Source organism: Microbacterium sp. MPKO10 (assembly GCF_026107415.2).
Taxonomy (GTDB): domain Bacteria; phylum Actinomycetota; class Actinomycetes; order Actinomycetales; family Microbacteriaceae; genus Paramicrobacterium.
The window spans coordinates 315,188-330,826 of the sequence record NZ_JAPCHX010000006.1 but is presented as its reverse complement, the minus strand read 5'-3'; the positions used below and the strand labels follow the sequence as shown (position 1 = coordinate 330,826).

Below are 15,639 nucleotides of genomic sequence, written 5' to 3'. Positions count from 1 at the left end.
GTTTGGCCCCCTGAAAGCGAGAAGTGGAAAAGAATGGCAACGGATTACGACGCTCCCCGTAAGTCGGAGGAAGACTCCGACTCCATTGAGGCACTCAAGGAGCGTGTTCCTGACAAGATGTCGGGCACCGTTGACGTCGAGGACGCCGACAACCCCGCGGGTTACGACCTGCCGGGCGCCGATCTCTCCGACGTCGACCTGGACGTCGTTGTGCTGCCTCCCCAGGCAGACGAGTTCACGTGTGTGAACTGCTTCATCGTGAAGCACCGTTCGCAGCTCGACCACCAGGAGAAGCTCGGTCCTGTGTGCATCGAGTGTGCTTCCTGACTATTCGCCCTCAATCCGAGCCGTTGGCCGCCGTGCATCATTGATCGCGGCGGCCAACGCGTCTGCGGACCTCGTCGACAGCAGCCAGTACGGCGTCGGGTCATCCTGATCCGTCACGGGGACACGGACAACGTCTTTCACCCCGCCGCGGATGACCAGCCAGGCTCGCGGATCCAGGTCCCGTCCACGGGCGGCGAACGCGTCGTCTGCGTAGATCGCCTCGGCTTCACCGAGGAATTGCGTGTCAATCGTCGCGCGTCCCGCCCTCAGGGTTCCGTCTTCCACTGCCAAAGTGCTTGCCGACAGAATCCACAATGCGAGGCACGCGAGGTAGAGGATCGGCCCGGTTATTGCTCCGACCAGCCAAGACACGGGCTGCAGCACGAGCAAAGTAGCGGGGATGACGAGAAGAAGCGCCCACGGAATCCATTTGGCGGGCCACAGGCGTTCGTTGTAGATAGTCAAAGTTCCTCTTCGATCAGGTTTCTGCACTACTCTCGATCTGTGACTGATAGCGCAGACGTACCCATTATCGCGCCCCAGCCTCCGAGCTACGCCCACCCGTTCGACGCCGGTGCCGATCTGGTCGCCGACGAATCGGTGACGCTTCAGCCGGGCCAGCGGGCCCTCGTCGGCACGGGCGTGTCGATCGCCCTGCCCGAGGGATTTGCCGCGTTCGTCGTGCCCCGCAGCGGTCTCGCCGCCAAGCATGGCATCACGATCGTCAACAGTCCGGGTACGATCGACGCCGGCTACCGAGGGGAGATCAAGGTGATTCTCCTGAACACGGATGCGACCGAGGAATACCGGGTTGAGCGCGGCGACCGTATTGCGCAGATGATCGTCATGCCGATTACGCAGGCGCGGTTCGTTCCCGTGGACGAACTCCCCGACAGTACACGTGGAGCTTCGGGTTTCGGTTCCACCGGGTATCAGTCACGCCAGACAGGAGCAGATTCATAAATGGTGCGTAAGAAGAACAAGAAGAGCAAGAACGATCCCGAAGATGTGCTCGATGACGACACGACTCTCGACAGCGCGAGCGAGACAGTATCGGCAGACGAGGATGCTGACGAAAACGCCATCGACCCGACCGAGAAGTCAGCGCCGACAGACCGGGACGAAAGCGGCCCGTTCGACGAGGCGGAGGCCAACCCGGTTCGCCCGTACATCGACCTCGGTGGCGTGAAGATTCTGCCGCGCGAGGGGCTCAACCTCCGCCTCGAGGTGGAGGAATCCTCCAAGAGAATTGTCGCAGTCGGCCTCGACTACGCTGACTCGACATTGCAGGTGCAGCCGTTCGCCGCTCCGCGCAGTCGCGGTCTCTGGCACGAGACACGCGATCAGATCCGCGAGCAGATCGACAAGCAGGGGGGCACGACGGAGGAGATCGACGGGCCGTTTGGGCGCGAGCTCATCGCCCGTGTGCCTGTCGCCGGGCAGAGCGAGGGTGCGAAGTCGCGCGATGCCCGGTTTATTGGCGTGGACGGCCCGCGGTGGTTCCTCCGCGGCGTCGTGGCTGGAGCCGGGGCCCGCGACGGCGACGCCGCCGACAAGATCAACGACCTGTTTCGCAGCATTGTTGTCGTCCGCGGCGGCCAGGCGATGCCTCCGCGCGATCTGATCCCGCTCAAGATGCCCGAGCAGCCGGGGCAAACGAGCTAGATGAACAGCGGCAGCTCCGAGTCGCCAGACGACACCTCGTCGACGCGCGACGCATTATCTTCCGAGATCGACAGGGCGGCGGGCAGATCGTCGCTGTCTGCGCTCGGCTCTGCCGAATCGCTTGATGCAAAAACCTTGGTCGCGGCAATGGGCGGCGTTCGAGGCATCCTCGAGGCCATCCTGCCGGGACTCGTGTTCCTTGTTGCGTACACTGTTTCGCGTGAGCTGATTCCCGCGATCGTCGCTGCCGGGGCGATCGGCATCATCTTCACGATTGTCAGGCTGCTTCAGCGGCAGACGCTTCTCCAGGCGATCACGGGACTCGTTGCCATCGCCATTTCCGCCGCCCTCGCCGCGATCACGGGGAAAGCCGAGGATTTCTATGTTCCCGGTTTTTGGACGAACGGCATCTATCTGGTCGCGCTGGCCAGTTCCGTCTTCGCACGCTGGCCCCTCATCGGCGTCCTTGTGGGCACGCTCACCGGAGATGGCCACGGGTGGCGGCACGACAACGGTCTCCGGCGCTTTTACGCGGGCCTCACCTGGGTCTGGGCGGCCATGTTCGCCCTGAGGCTCGCCGTTGAACTGCCCCTCTATTTTTCCGACAGTCTCGTGGCGCTCGGCACCGTCAAGCTTGTACTCGGGGTCCCGCTGTACGCCCCGCTTCTCGTTGTGACGTGGCTCAGCGTGACATCTGTGCGAAAGAAGCGTGCCGCTGATGAGCCCAAGACGGAGAACTGATAGAGTTATCTTGATATCAAGATAAATTCCGATCGGCACTCAATCGCACTCTGTTAGGTGCACCTTGCTAGCTGTGGGAGTGTCGGGAAGCCAGAATTGACTCTGAGCGTGCGTGACAGCAAACGCCAATGAAGGAGAGGCAACGTGTCCACGGTAAATAGCTTTGGAGCTAAGAGCACACTGACAGTCGGTGACTCCGATTACGAGATCTTTCGCCTCGATGCCGTCGACGGCTACGAGAAGCTGCCTTTCAGCCTGAAGATCCTCCTCGAGAACCTGCTTCGCACCGAGGACGGCGCGAACATCACATCCGAGCACATTAAGGCGCTGGGTTCGTGGGACCCCGAGGCGGAACCCAGCACTGAGATCCAGTTCACGCCCGCGCGCGTCGTCATGCAGGACTTCACCGGAGTTCCCTGCATCGTCGACCTCGCCACGATGCGCGAGGCCTTCGTGGAACTCGGAGGCGACCCCAACAAGATCAACCCGCTGTCGCCCGCAGAACTCGTCATCGACCACTCGGTGATTGCCGATGTCTTCGGATCGGCGGATGCTGTCGAACGCAACGTCGAGATCGAGTACCAGCGCAACGGTGAGCGTTACCAGTTCCTCCGCTGGGGCCAGACCGCCTTCGAAGACTTCAAGGTCGTCCCGCCCGGTACCGGAATCGTGCACCAGGTGAACATCGAGTACCTGGCTCGCGTCACCTACACGCGCGAGGTGAACGGCGTCGTCCAGGCCTACCCCGACACGCTCGTCGGGACCGACTCGCACACGACGATGGTTAACGGCCTCGGCGTGCTCGGCTGGGGCGTGGGTGGCATCGAAGCAGAGGCCGCCATGCTTGGCCAGCCCGTCTCGATGCTCATTCCGAAGGTCGTCGGGTTCAAGCTCTCAGGCGACATCCCCTCGGGCGTCACCGCGACAGATGTCGTCCTCACCATCACCGAGAAGCTTCGCGAGCACGGTGTCGTCGGCAAGTTCGTTGAGTTCTACGGCTCCGGCGTCAGTGCTGTCCCACTGGCGAACCGCGCGACGATCGGCAATATGAGCCCGGAGTTCGGCTCCACCGCGGCGATCTTCCCGATCGACGACGTCACGCTCGACTACATGCGCCTCACGGGCCGTGAGGAGGAGCAGATCGCGCTGGTCAAGGCATACTCCCAGGCGCAAGGCCTGTGGCACGACCCCGAGGTCGAGCCGCAGTATAGCGAGTACCTCGAACTCGATCTGTCAACGGTTGTGCCGTCAATTGCCGGGCCCAAGCGCCCGCAGGACCGCATCCGTCTGACGGAGGCGAAGACCCAATTTGAAGAGGACCTCCACAACTACGCGACAGTTGAGCACGACCTGGTCGATCTCGAGACATCTGAGTCGTTCCCGGCCTCAGATCCTCCCGGCAATACTCCGGAAGATGAGCACGTCGTCCACAGCCACACGCATCGAAGCCATGCCCCGCGCACGGCCTCCACACCGACGATGGTCGAGCGCGAGGGCGGCGACGCCTTCACGATCGACCACGGAGCCGTCGCAATCGCCGCCATCACATCGTGCACAAACACGTCGAACCCGTCGGTGATGCTCGCCGCGGGGCTGCTCGCACGTAACGCAGCAGCAAAGGGACTCACCGCGAAGCCCTGGGTCAAGACGACACTGGCACCGGGCTCGAAGGTCGTCACCGACTACTACGAGAAGGCGGGCCTGACCTCGGACCTCGAGGCACTCGGCTTCTACACCGTCGGCTACGGCTGCACCACGTGCATCGGCAACTCGGGACCTCTCGATGACGACATCTCGACGGCGGTCAACGACAGTGATCTGGCCGTGACTGCCGTGCTGTCGGGGAACCGCAACTTTGAGGGCCGCATCAACCCCGATGTGAAGATGAACTACCTCGCGAGCCCGCCGCTCGTGATCGCGTATGCTCTTGCCGGCTCGATGAATTTCGATTTCGACGTGGACCCGCTGGGCACTGATGCTGACGGCAACGATGTTTTCCTGAAGGACATCTGGCCCGAGGCTGAGGAAGTGCAGAAGACCATCGACAGTTCGATCTCGAGCGACATGTTCTCGCACGAGTACAGTGCCGTGTTCGACGGCGACGACCGGTGGCGCGCGCTTCCGACGCCGACCGGCTCCACCTTCGAGTGGAACGACGAGTCGACGTATGTGCGCAAGCCCCCGTACTTCGACGGCATGACGCTCGAGACCACGCCTGTCTCGGACATTGCGGGAGCCCGCGTGCTCGCAAAGCTCGGCGACTCGGTGACCACGGACCACATCAGCCCCGCTGGCTCCATCAAGGCAGACAGCCCGGCCGGTCGCTACCTGTCCGAGCACGGCATCGCACGGCGCGACTTCAACTCCTACGGATCGCGTCGCGGCAACCACGAGGTGATGATCCGGGGAACCTTCGCCAACATCCGTCTGCGCAACCAGCTCCTCGACGACGTCGAGGGTGGCTTCACGCGCGATTTCACGACGGCTAATGGCGCGCAGGAGTCGATCTACGATGCCTCGCAGAACTACCAGACGGCCGGCACACCACTCGTGATCCTCGCGGGCAAGGAGTACGGCTCCGGCTCAAGCCGTGACTGGGCGGCCAAAGGCACGCGCCTACTCGGCGTGGATGCTGTCATTGCCGAGAGCTTCGAGCGAATCCACCGGTCGAACCTCATCGGCATGGGAGTCATCCCTCTGCAGTTCCCCGCGGGAGAATCCGCCGAGAGCCTGGGGCTCGACGGCACCGAAGAATTCGCCATCTCCGGGATCGAAGAGCTGAACAACGGGACGACACCGGCCACCGTGCACGTGACAGCGACACCGACCGAGCACTCCGCGTCCGGTCGCACACCCGTTGAGTTCGACGCTGACGTGCGGATCGACACACCGGGTGAAGCTGACTACTACCGCAACGGCGGAATCCTGCAGTACGTGCTTCGCAGCCTCGCCGCGTAACTCGACACGCCGCCGCTCCTGGATGCTCTGTGTGAGCGTTCCAGGGGCGGCGGCGTAGAGTTGGCGCTACTGAAACTACGTTCCCGCGAGGAGCCGCTGCATGTCCCTGCTTGAGTCGATTTCAGGTCCCCGAGACCTCGACGCACTCTCAAGTGACCAGCTCGAGCAATTGGCCGAGGAGATCCGGCAGTTCCTCATCCGCGAGGTCTCGCAGACGGGTGGCCATCTCGGCCCGAATCTGGGCGTCGTCGAGCTCACGCTTGCGCTGCACCGCACATTCGATTCGCCGCGCGATGCCCTCGTCTTCGACACCGGACACCAGTCGTACGTTCACAAGCTTCTGACTGGGCGGCAGGACTTCACGCGGTTGCGCCAGCGAGGAGGGCTCGCGGGGTATCCGCAGCGCTCAGAGTCCGCACACGACATCGTTGAGAGTTCCCACGCATCCAGCTCGCTGAGTTGGGCGGACGGGATTTCGCGCGCGTTCGCACTGACAGGGCAAGACGACCGGTGCGTCGTCGCCGTCGTCGGCGACGGTGCGCTCACGGGCGGCATGACGTGGGAAGCCCTCAACAACATCTCAGACGACAACACACGCCGTTTGATCATCATCGTCAACGACAACGGACGCTCGTACGCGCCCACGATCGGCGGCATGGCGCGGTATCTCAACAGCATCCGGACCGCCCCGACCTATCGGTCGCTGTACCGTTCGAGCGAGGCCGCCTTCGCGCGTCTCGGCAAGCCGGGTCGCGCCGTTTATCGCGGCGTACGTGGCGGAATCCACGGCTTTCTCAGCAGGTTCACGAACAACGCAGCTCTGTATTCGAACCTGGATATCAAATACGTCGGGCCCATCGACGGTCACGACATCAGTGCCATGAGGGAAGCCCTCGAACAGGCGAGAGACTTTGCAGCACCGGTCATCGTGCACGCGATCACAGAGAAGGGCCGCGGATACGCCCCGGCCAGGCACGACGAGGCCGATCAATTCCACGCCGTCGGAAAGATCGATCCAGAGACGGGTCGGCCGACAACGGCGGATGCGGGTGCGACATGGACGAGCGTGTTCGCCGAGAGCCTCGTCGATCTGGGGACACAGAACGAGAAGATCGTCGCCATCACCGCGGCCATGCTGCGGCCTACGGGTCTGCACCGCTTCGCTGAGCGCTTTCCCGACCGCGTGCACGACGTGGGGATTGCCGAGCAGCACGCCGTCGCGAGTGCCGCCGGCCTCGCGTTCGGAGGGCTGCATCCTGTTGTCGCGCTGTACGCCACGTTCGTCAATCGCGCCTTCGACCAAGTGCTTATGGACGTCGCGCTGCATCAAGCGGGAGTCACGTTCGTCCTCGACCGTTCAGGCATAACAGGCCCGGATGGCCCGTCCCACCACGGCATCTGGGATCTGTCGATACTCCAAGCCGTACCGCACATCCGCATCGCCGCCCCGCGCGATGCCGAGCGTCTGCGCGAGGAACTCGCCGAGGCTGTGCAGATCGACGATGCCCCGACCGTCATCCGCTTTCCCAAGGGCGCTACATCACAGACGCTGCCCGCCATTCGGCGGCTCGCCGACGGCGTCGACGTCCTGCGTGAAAGTCCGGACAGGGACGTGCTCATTGTCGCCGTCGGCGCGATGGCGACGACGGCTCTTGATGTCGCGGAACGACTTGAAGCACAGGGGATCGGGGCCACGGTCGTTGATCCGCGCTGGGTCGTTCCCGTTGCCGACAGCATTATTGACCTCGCGCGCGAGCATCGTCTTGTGATCTCAATCGAAGACGGGGTGCGCGTCGGGGGGATCGGGACCAGGATCCGTCAGGTTCTGCGCGGAGCAGGCGTCGACACAGCCGTCGACGAACTCGGCGTGCCCGATGAGTTCATCGCCCATGCCTCACGCGCCGAGATTCTCGAGGAGGCAGGCCTCACCGGGCGGCAGATCGCGCGCGACGTCGTGGCCCAGGTGCTTGGCAGCAGAATTCCCGTCGCCCGCCCACGGGCGGACCAGCGGGCGTCCGCGGCGCACCGCGAGACTGGAGCCGAGGCCGAGAAACACGGTTAACGCGACCGCGGGCCGCCCCGGCGAAGGGGCGGCCCGCGGTCAGAGCTCTGATGGCTTACGCGTCGAGCGCCGTCATCGGTGGATGATGGAATGTGTCGCCGAAGACACGTTCGCTTGCGCCGACGCGGTCGAGATAGGGCGTCACGCCGCCCATCTGGAACGGGTAGCCGGCTCCGAGGATGAGGCAGAGGTCGATGTCTTCGGCCGCATGCACGACGTCGTCCTCCAGCATCCGGTGAATCTCGTCCGCCAAGCCGTCCTGCACGCGTCGCAGAATCTCGTCGGCACCCAGCGGCGATGTGCCTCCGGACACGATCTTCAGCGCCTTCTTGTCGAAGCCCTTGATCTTTCCCTTGCCGTCCTTCTCGAAGAGCGCACCGTACTCCGCGAGCTTGTGCAGGTTGTCGGAGTTGTAGAACCGGTCGGGGAATGCCGAGTGGTGTGTGTCGAGCACGTGGGCGCCCACACGCAGACCCACCAAGTCGAGCAGCTCAGAGGGTGCCATCGGCAAGCCGAGAGGCGCAAGTGCCGTATCGACATCGGCGAAGCTCGTTCCGCTGTCAACGGCATGCATCGCCTCGCCGAGAAGCTTCGCAAGAACACGATTGACGACGAACCCGGGAGTGTCACGGGTGATGACGGCGTTCTTGCGCAGGTTCTTCGCCGTTGCCATCGCCGTCGCGAGGACTGCGTCGTTCGTCTGCGGGGTGCGCACAACCTCGATCAGCGGCATAACAGCAACGGGATTGAAGAAGTGGAACCCGACGAGACGCTCCGGATGCTCGAGTTTGGCCCCGATCTTCTCGACAGACAGCGATGACGTGTTTGTGGCGAGCACGGCCTCGGAGGAGATGTGCTTCTCGACATCGGCGAACACGTCCTGCTTGACACCAAGCTCTTCGAAGACCGCCTCAATGACCCAATCGCAGTCGGCGAAGTCCGCCTTGTCTGTCGTGCCGTGGACGAGCGCCGTGAGTCGGTTCTGCTCGTCGGCGGAGATCCGCCCCTTCTGCGCCAGCTTGTCGATCTCGCCGCGGATCGTCGCAACACCCTGATCGACGCGCGTCTGATCGAGGTCAGTGATCACGACGGGCACACGCAGCCGACGGACGAACAGAAGGGCGAATTGCGTGGCCATCAATCCCGCGCCGATGACGCCGACCTTCGTGACCCGCTGCGCGAGCTTCTTGTCCGGAGCCCCGGCCGGGCGCTTCGCGCGCTTCTGCACCAAGTTGAACGCGTACACCGAAGCGCGGAACTGCTCGCCAGCGATGAGCTCGGCCAAAGCCTCGTCTTCGAGGGCGAAACACTCGGCCTTGGTGCCCGACTTCGCGGCCTTCAGCAGCTCGAGCGCCTTGTACGGTGACTGCGGCACCGTACCGATCTTCGACTCGAGCATCTTGCGGGCGATGCCGATCGCGGCATCCCACTTGACGGTGCGCTCAATCCGCCCCGGTGCGTTCGGTCGCTTGGGCGTGACGGTGCCCGCAATGACATCGGAGGCCCAGGCGAGGGAGTCCTCGAGGAACGTCGACGCCGGGAACATGGCGTCGGCGATGCCCATCTCGAAGGCCTGCGGAGCTTTCAGCATCCGATTCATCTTGAGCGGGTTCTCGATCATGACGGTCAGAGCATTCTCGATGCCGATCAGGTTGGGCAGCAGGTAGGAGCCGCCCCAGCCGGGGATCAGCCCGAGGAACACTTCGGGAAGGGCGATGCCCTGGGCCGACGAGTCGATCGTGCGATAGTTCGCGTTGAGGCCGATTTCGAGGCCGCCGCCGAGTGCGAGCCCGTTGATGAAGACGAATGTCGGCACACCGAGGTCCTCGAGCTTGCCGAACACATGATGCCCGAGCTTCGGCAGTAGCGCGGCGATCTCTCGCGAAGGAATGTCGTTCACCTTTGAGAGGTCCGCGCCGGCGGCGAGGATGAACGGTTTGCCCGTGATCGCAACGCCCGAGATCTCTCCCGCCGCCGCGCGATCGCGCTGCGCCTCGATGGTCACATCGAGCTCCAGAAGGCCCACGGGACCAAACGTGTTCGGACGTGTGTGGTCAGCGCCGTTGTCCAGGGTGATGAGCGCCAGTGTCGAGCCAGACGGCAGCGTCACGTCACGCACATAGCTGTGCGTCACGACCTCGTCGTGAGACATGTCAACAAGCGGGCCGAAATCGATTGAAGAGTATGTGGTGTCAGTCACTTCCGTCGTCCGTTCCATGCGGGGTTCTCCCAAATCACCGTTCCGCCTTGTCCCAGCCCGACGCACATGGCAGTAACGCCATATCGGACGTCGGGACGCTCGGCGAACTGCGCAGCGAGCTGGATCATGAGGCGCACCCCGGATGCTGCCAAAGGATGACCAATCGCGATCGCACCACCCCACGGGTTCACACGCGGGTCGTCATCGGCGATGCCGAAGTGGTCGAGGAACGAGAGCACCTGAATGGCGAACGCCTCATTCAGCTCGAAGAGACCGATGTCATCGATGCTGAGCCCTGCCTTGCGCAGAGCTTTCTCCGTCGAGGGCACGGGCCCAAGACCCATGATCTCCGGATCCACTCCGGCGAATCCGAAGCTCACCATCCGCATCTTCGGGGTCAGTCCGAACTCCTTCACTGCGTCCGCGCCGGCCATCATGCTGATGGTCGCCCCGTCTGTCAGGGGAGAGGACGTGCCCGCTGTGACGCGCCCGTGCGGCCGGAACGGCGTGCGCAGGCCCGCGAGGCCCTCCATGGTGGTCTCCGGGCGCATGCCCTCGTCCTTCGTGGCGAGGCCCCAGCCAGCGTCGCTCCGCGTCGCGACAGGCACCAGATCGGGCTGCAGCTTGCCGTTCTCGTAGGCGGCAGCCACCTTGTGCTGGCTGAGCATTCCAAACCGATCGGCGCGTTCCTTCGTCAGATGCGGGAAGCGATCGTGGATACGCTCGGCGGTCTTTCCCATGTCCAGCGCATCGGCGCTGACGAGCTTCTCCGAGAGGAACCGAGGGTTCGGGTCTGCTCCGATCCCGAGAGGGTGCCGCCCCATGTGCTCGACACCGCCGGCAATGGCTACGTCGTAGGCGCCGAAGGAGATTCCACCGCCCACAGCGGTCACCGCTGTCATCGCGCCCGCACACATGCGGTCGATGGCGAAGCCGGGCACCGATTTCGGAAGCCCGGCGAGAAGAGCAGTGGTGCGCCCGAGAGTCAGGCCCTGGTCGCCCTGCTGGGTCGTCGCGGCGACCGCTACCTCGTCGATGCGGTCCTTCGGGACATCGGGGTTGCGTTCCAGGAGTCCGATCATGGCCTTGACGGCGAGATCGTCTGCCCGGGTCTGCCAGTACATGCCTTTCTCGCCCGCTCGACCGAACGGGGTTCGAACGCCGTCAATGAAATAGACGTCAGCGTTGCTCGTCACTGTGCCTCCTTAGGGGTTCACCTTGAGATTACGAGGCGCCGGGTCTGCAGGGGAATCCTTTGCTTGTTCCTACGATTCCGGTTCCGGCTCGGGCGCGCCGTTTTGGGCAGCATCCACAAACGCCTGCGCGATTGATTGTGCCGTTGCGTCACATTGCCACGGACGGGCGCCCAACTCGGCTAGCCGAGCGGCGATGTGCTCACGATCTGCTGGTTCCGGGGGATTCCATGAGATCTCACGCAGATACGCGGGCTTCAGGAGGTTCTCGACGGGCATCTCAAGGGCTTCGGCGATCTGCGCGACCGCAGGTTTTGCCCGCTTGAGGCGGGCGTCCGCTTCAGGGTCACGGTCTGCCCAGGCGCGCGGTGGTGGAACGTGATCACCATTCGAGCGCCGGGCTTCGGGAACGTCGTCCGTCGTCAAGCCGTGTTCGACGGCCGCCCACCAACGGTCGAGCTCGGTGCGACTGGCCCGCCCGGTGAATTCGCGCAGCCCCGCGAGGGCGTCCTTCGACGTGGGCATCGCCTTCACAACCGCAACGAGCGCCCGGTCTGGAACAAGACGCCCGGGAGCGGTGTCGGTCTCGCGAGCGAGATCGTCGCGTGCCGTCCACAGTTCTCGCGCGACGGCGAGGTGCCTGGTGCCGCGCACCGAGTGGATGCCGCTGAGTTTGCGCCAGGGATCGGGGCGCGGTGGCTTGGGCTCGGCGCCCAGCTCGGCCTCGAACTCTTCGCGTGCGATGCGCGTCTTGCGCTGCTCGACGAGCAGAGCCTCGAGTTCGTCGCGCACGTCGACGAGAAGTTCGACGTCCAGGGCGGCGTACTCGAGCCAGGACTGCGGGAGCGGTCGTGTCGACCAATCGGCAGCCGAGTGCTCTTTGGCCAGATGAATGCCGAGCGTGTCTTCGACGACGGCGCCGAGCCCCACCTTGGACATGCCGAGGAGCCGAGCGGCGAGTTCAGTGTCGAACAGCGTCTGCGGATCGATGCCGACCTCGCGCAGGCACGGCAGGTCCTGGCTGGCTGCGTGCAGCACCCATTCATCGTCGCCGACGACGGCATTGAGGTCGTCGAACCGGCCGATCGCCGGTGCGTCGTAGAGAAAGACTCCGGCGCCGCGCCGGAAAACCTGGATGAGGTAGGCCTTCTGCGAATACCGGTATCCGGATGCCCGTTCCGTGTCGACGGCGACCGGACCGGTGCCGGCAGCGATCGCGCGCAGAGAACTCTCGTATTCGGTGTGTGTGTCGATAACGTGACGGTCAGTCACGAGCCGTCCTGCGGGCGGAAAGCAATGTCACTCCTTCGGTCGTGGGAGGCAGACCCGCGAGCATGCAGAGCAGTTCGGCCCACCCCTCCACATGGGCGGACACACTCGACTCCAGAGGAGTCCACGATGCCCTCAGTTCAATTTGAGCGCCGTCACCCTGATCTGCCAGTTCGCCGAAACCGGTCGAGAGGATCCGAGTCGCTGTGCCTGACGCCGCGGTGTACTGGGCATCACGGGCATCCAAAGCATCCACGAGCCAGGACCAGGCGACGTCCGTCAGAAACGGGTCGAGGCCGATCTCGGTCTCCAGCGGAGCCTGCGCGAAGCAGACGACGCGAAAACGTCCGTGCCAGGATGCTGGTTCGCTCGGGTCGTACAGGATGATGAAGCGTCCCGTCCCCAGCTCGGAGTCGGTGCCGTGGGCGCTGGGGCGCACATCGGCAGACAACGCAAGAGCGTGAGGCGCGAGCTGTGCCGGCGCGGGAATCTCCGAGACGACGAGTTCGTCGCGCAAAACGGCGGCGCGGACAGCGGCGACGGCCTCGGTGAATTCCTGGGGCACGTCTTCGGTTTCCGAACGCTCAGCCACACCCAGAGACTAGAGTGAGGAGGCGATGAAACGACAGTGCCACGCCGACCAGAGCCCGCGCCGGTGGATCCCCCTAGCTCTTGCAGGGGTCGGAGTCACGGTAATCGGCGCATTCGCCGGAGTCACAGCTCAAGTTGCACGCACGGTTCTCATGCCGACAACGTCGCGGTCGCACAACACGCGAGTGGTTCGCGTGGACGTCGCTGCCGGCACGATCACGCTCACGGGCACGCCGGACACCCTGCTGCCTGGCCGCTACGGTCTCTGGGTCAATCGTTCTCAGGATCATCTGCAGCTCGGAGACGTCGTTGAGCAGACACCGCACACGGTTACCCGCCGTGTGCTCTCCGCATTTCCCGATCATGTTCAGCACGGTGGTGCCTCGTTCAGCGGATGGTTCTACCACGATCCGCGAGAGCTGGGGATCGATGTCGAGGACTGGGCGATTCCCACCGAGAACGGCACGGCGCCCGCGTGGTACTTTCCTGCCGACGACGAAGGTTCGCGGGGACTCGCCGTCCTCGTGCACGGTCGGGGAGTGACGCGACATGAGGTTCTGCGTGCCGTTCCCGCGATTCGCGCCACCGGCTTCGATTGTCTCGCCGTGTCGTATCGCAACGACGGCGAGGCGCCGGAATCCGACGATCGCCGCTATGGACTCGGGCAGAGCGAATGGAAGGACGTGGATGCGGCGCTCGACGAGGCTGCACGACGCGGTCACTCGCGGTTCGTCCTCATGGGCTGGTCAATGGGAGGCGCACTGTGTCTGCAGGCCGCCGACCGCTCACGTCACGCCGACGCGATTGACGGACTCGTGCTGGAGTCACCCGTCGTCGACTGGCGCACGGTTCTGCGCTATCAGGCGAGTGCCTCGCGCATTCCCGCCCTCATTCGCGACGCCGCCCTGTGGCTGCTCTCGCACTCCGTCGGACGGCTCGTGACGGGCCAGAGCGAGCCGATAGACTTCGACAGGCTTGATCGCGTGGCGCACGCGGTCGACCTGCGGCATCCGGTTCTCATTCTGCACAGCGACGATGACGGGTTCGTCCCGTCAGATGCCTCGCATGGGCTGGCCGAGGCACGACCCGATCTCGTCACGCTCGCGTCATTCGACACCGCTCGTCACACGAAGCTGTGGAACCTCGACGCCGACCGATGGGCGCGCACGATCCGCGACTGGCTGGATACCCTGCCGAGACGCTGATTCAGGCCGCAGCATCCGATTTCTCTCGGACCTGACGCTTGATGCGTGCCAGCATGCCGCTCATGCCGCTCAACCGCAGGGGCGAGACAGCGCGGCCGAGGCCCAACATCTGGGGAAAGTCGTTCGGAATCTCGAGTGTTTCGGCCGGACTCAGACCGTGGATCCCCTGAGCCAGGATGCTGGCAAAGCCGCGCGTTGTCGGGGCCTCGCGCGGGGCGGAGGCGATCACGGTCACCGACCCGTCATCGACCTCAACCGTCAGAAACACCGGTGACTGGCACTCGACCACGCGCTCGAGAAGATCCGGATGATCGGCATAGCGTTCCGGCAGCTCGGGAAGCTCGTTGGCAAAATCGAGAAGCAGAAGCAGCCGATCCTGCTCGCCGAGCTCGAGAAACTCGTCTCGGATCTCGGCAAGCGCTTCGGTCAGTTTCGCCTCGCCCATGGTGCTCGACCTCCTCTACGATCGCGGCTCGGGCGCGGCCCCTCGATCGTCTCCGACCACAATGGGCACGCCGACCGAGCTGCCCCACTCCGTCCAGGAACCATCGTAGTTGCGCACGTGTTCCAGGCCCAGCAGATGGTGGAGCACGAACCAGGTGTGACTGGACCGCTCGCCGATGCGGCAGTAGGCGATGACGTCGTCGCCGTCACGCAGGCCGGCATCGGAGCGGTAGACGCCTTCCAACTCGGCGACGGGGAGGAACGTACCGTCGTCGGCGACGGCTCGGCCCCAGGGGACGCTGGCCGCACTGGGGATGTGCCCGGCTCGCAGCGCACCCTCTTCGGGGTAGGCGGGTGCCGTCGTGCGATCACCACGGTATTCCTCGGGGGAGCGCACGTCGATGAGCGGGTTGCCGAAATGTGCGAGCACGTCGTCGCGGAATGCACGGAGTGTCGCGTCGTCGCGTGTGACGACGGGGTAGTCGGTGGCTGCGCGCCCTGGTGCTTCCGTCGTGGTCTCCCGGTCTTCGGCGATCCACTTGTCGCGCCCGCCGTCGAGCAGCCGGACGTCTTTGTGCCCGAAGAGGCTGAACACCCACAGCGCATAGGCGGCCCACCAGTTGCTCTTGTCTCCGTAGATCACCACGGTGTCGTCGCGAGCGATGCCCTTGCGACTCATCAGCGCGGCGAAACCGTCGCCGTCCACGTAGTCGCGGGTCACGGGATCGTTCAGCTCGGTGTGCCAGTCCACTTTGACGGCGCCGGGGATGTGCCCTGTCTCGTACAGCAGAACGTCCTCGTCCGATTCGACGATGACCAGGCCGGGGGAGTCGAGGTGTTCCTGAAGCCAGTCTGTGCTGACGAGTCGGTTCGGATTCGCGTATCCGGTGAACTTCTCGGTTCCTGCATCGACCTCAACGGTCATTGTTCCTCCTTCTGGTGGTGGCGCCGTGGCACGTGATCTCAGCCGTTAGGCTGGATGCT

At 64.3% G+C, this 15,639-nt stretch carries 14 protein-coding genes; 7 read left to right on the top strand and 7 right to left on the bottom strand.

Annotation, left to right across the window (positions count from 1 at the left end):
* The first annotated feature begins 33 nt into the window (after positions 1-33).
* Positions 34-327 carry a DUF4193 domain-containing protein gene (locus OK352_RS15165; protein ID WP_265142344.1) on the top strand — a complete coding sequence of 98 codons (294 nt, stop codon included), beginning with the start codon at positions 34-36 and terminating at the stop codon, positions 325-327.
* On the opposite strand, the gene OK352_RS15160 is transcribed toward OK352_RS15165, so the two are convergent.
* Positions 328-792, bottom strand: coding sequence for a DUF3093 domain-containing protein (locus OK352_RS15160; RefSeq protein WP_265142343.1), 465 nt, complete (start codon positions 790-792; stop codon positions 328-330).
* A gap of 39 nt (positions 793-831) precedes the next feature.
* On the opposite strand from OK352_RS15160, the gene dut reads away from it, so the two are divergent.
* The 5 genes from dut (at position 832) to dxs (ending at position 7,753) form a co-directional block, all read left to right on the top strand.
* Positions 832-1,290, top strand: coding sequence for a dUTP diphosphatase (gene dut, locus OK352_RS15155; RefSeq protein WP_265142342.1), 459 nt, complete (start codon positions 832-834; stop codon positions 1,288-1,290).
* Positions 1,291-1,992: a DUF3710 domain-containing protein gene (locus tag OK352_RS15150; protein WP_265142341.1), complete on the top strand. Its 702-nt coding sequence runs from the start codon at positions 1,291-1,293 to the stop codon at positions 1,990-1,992.
* On the top strand, positions 1,993-2,733 hold the full coding sequence (locus OK352_RS15145; RefSeq protein WP_265142340.1) for a DUF3159 domain-containing protein: 741 nt from the start codon (positions 1,993-1,995) through the stop codon (positions 2,731-2,733).
* 144 nt (positions 2,734-2,877) lie between these two features.
* Entirely contained in the window at positions 2,878-5,691 is a 2,814-nt protein-coding gene (gene acnA, locus OK352_RS15140) for an aconitate hydratase AcnA (protein WP_265142339.1), read from the top strand.
* Positions 5,692-5,791: 100 nt separating this feature from the next.
* A complete protein-coding gene (dxs, locus tag OK352_RS15135) occupies positions 5,792-7,753 on the top strand; it encodes a 1-deoxy-D-xylulose-5-phosphate synthase (protein ID WP_265142338.1) in 1,962 nt (653 codons plus the stop codon).
* Between the two features lie 55 nt (positions 7,754-7,808).
* Here dxs and OK352_RS15130 read toward each other — a convergent pair whose 3' ends face one another.
* The 4 genes from OK352_RS15130 to OK352_RS15115 form a co-directional block, all read right to left on the bottom strand.
* The gene (locus tag OK352_RS15130) at positions 7,809-9,905 is read right to left on the bottom strand and encodes a 3-hydroxyacyl-CoA dehydrogenase NAD-binding domain-containing protein (protein WP_265142541.1); all 2,097 of its coding nucleotides are present in this window, start codon (positions 9,903-9,905) and stop codon (positions 7,809-7,811) included.
* A gap of 44 nt (positions 9,906-9,949) precedes the next feature.
* The gene (locus OK352_RS15125; protein WP_265142337.1) at positions 9,950-11,149 is read right to left on the bottom strand and encodes a thiolase family protein; all 1,200 of its coding nucleotides are present in this window, start codon (positions 11,147-11,149) and stop codon (positions 9,950-9,952) included.
* 69 nt (positions 11,150-11,218) lie between these two features.
* A complete protein-coding gene (locus tag OK352_RS15120; RefSeq protein ID WP_265142336.1) occupies positions 11,219-12,418 on the bottom strand; it encodes an HRDC domain-containing protein in 1,200 nt (399 codons plus the stop codon).
* A complete protein-coding gene (locus tag OK352_RS15115) occupies positions 12,411-13,007 on the bottom strand; it encodes a DUF3000 domain-containing protein (protein WP_265142335.1) in 597 nt (198 codons plus the stop codon). The genes OK352_RS15120 and OK352_RS15115 overlap by 8 nt, the downstream gene beginning before the upstream one ends.
* A 25-nt stretch (positions 13,008-13,032) precedes the next feature.
* Between OK352_RS15115 and OK352_RS15110 the strand changes: the two genes are divergently transcribed.
* Positions 13,033-14,211 carry an alpha/beta hydrolase family protein gene (locus tag OK352_RS15110; RefSeq protein ID WP_265142334.1) on the top strand — a complete coding sequence of 393 codons (1,179 nt, stop codon included), beginning with the start codon at positions 13,033-13,035 and terminating at the stop codon, positions 14,209-14,211.
* Between the two features lies 1 nt (position 14,212).
* Here the strand turns inward: OK352_RS15110 and OK352_RS15105 are convergent, their stop codons facing one another.
* Positions 14,213-14,656, bottom strand: coding sequence for a SufE family protein (locus tag OK352_RS15105; protein WP_265142333.1), 444 nt, complete (start codon positions 14,654-14,656; stop codon positions 14,213-14,215).
* Positions 14,657-14,671: 15 nt separating this feature from the next.
* Positions 14,672-15,580 carry a sulfurtransferase gene (locus tag OK352_RS15100; protein ID WP_265142332.1) on the bottom strand — a complete coding sequence of 303 codons (909 nt, stop codon included), beginning with the start codon at positions 15,578-15,580 and terminating at the stop codon, positions 14,672-14,674.
* Positions 15,581-15,639 lie beyond the last annotated feature (59 nt).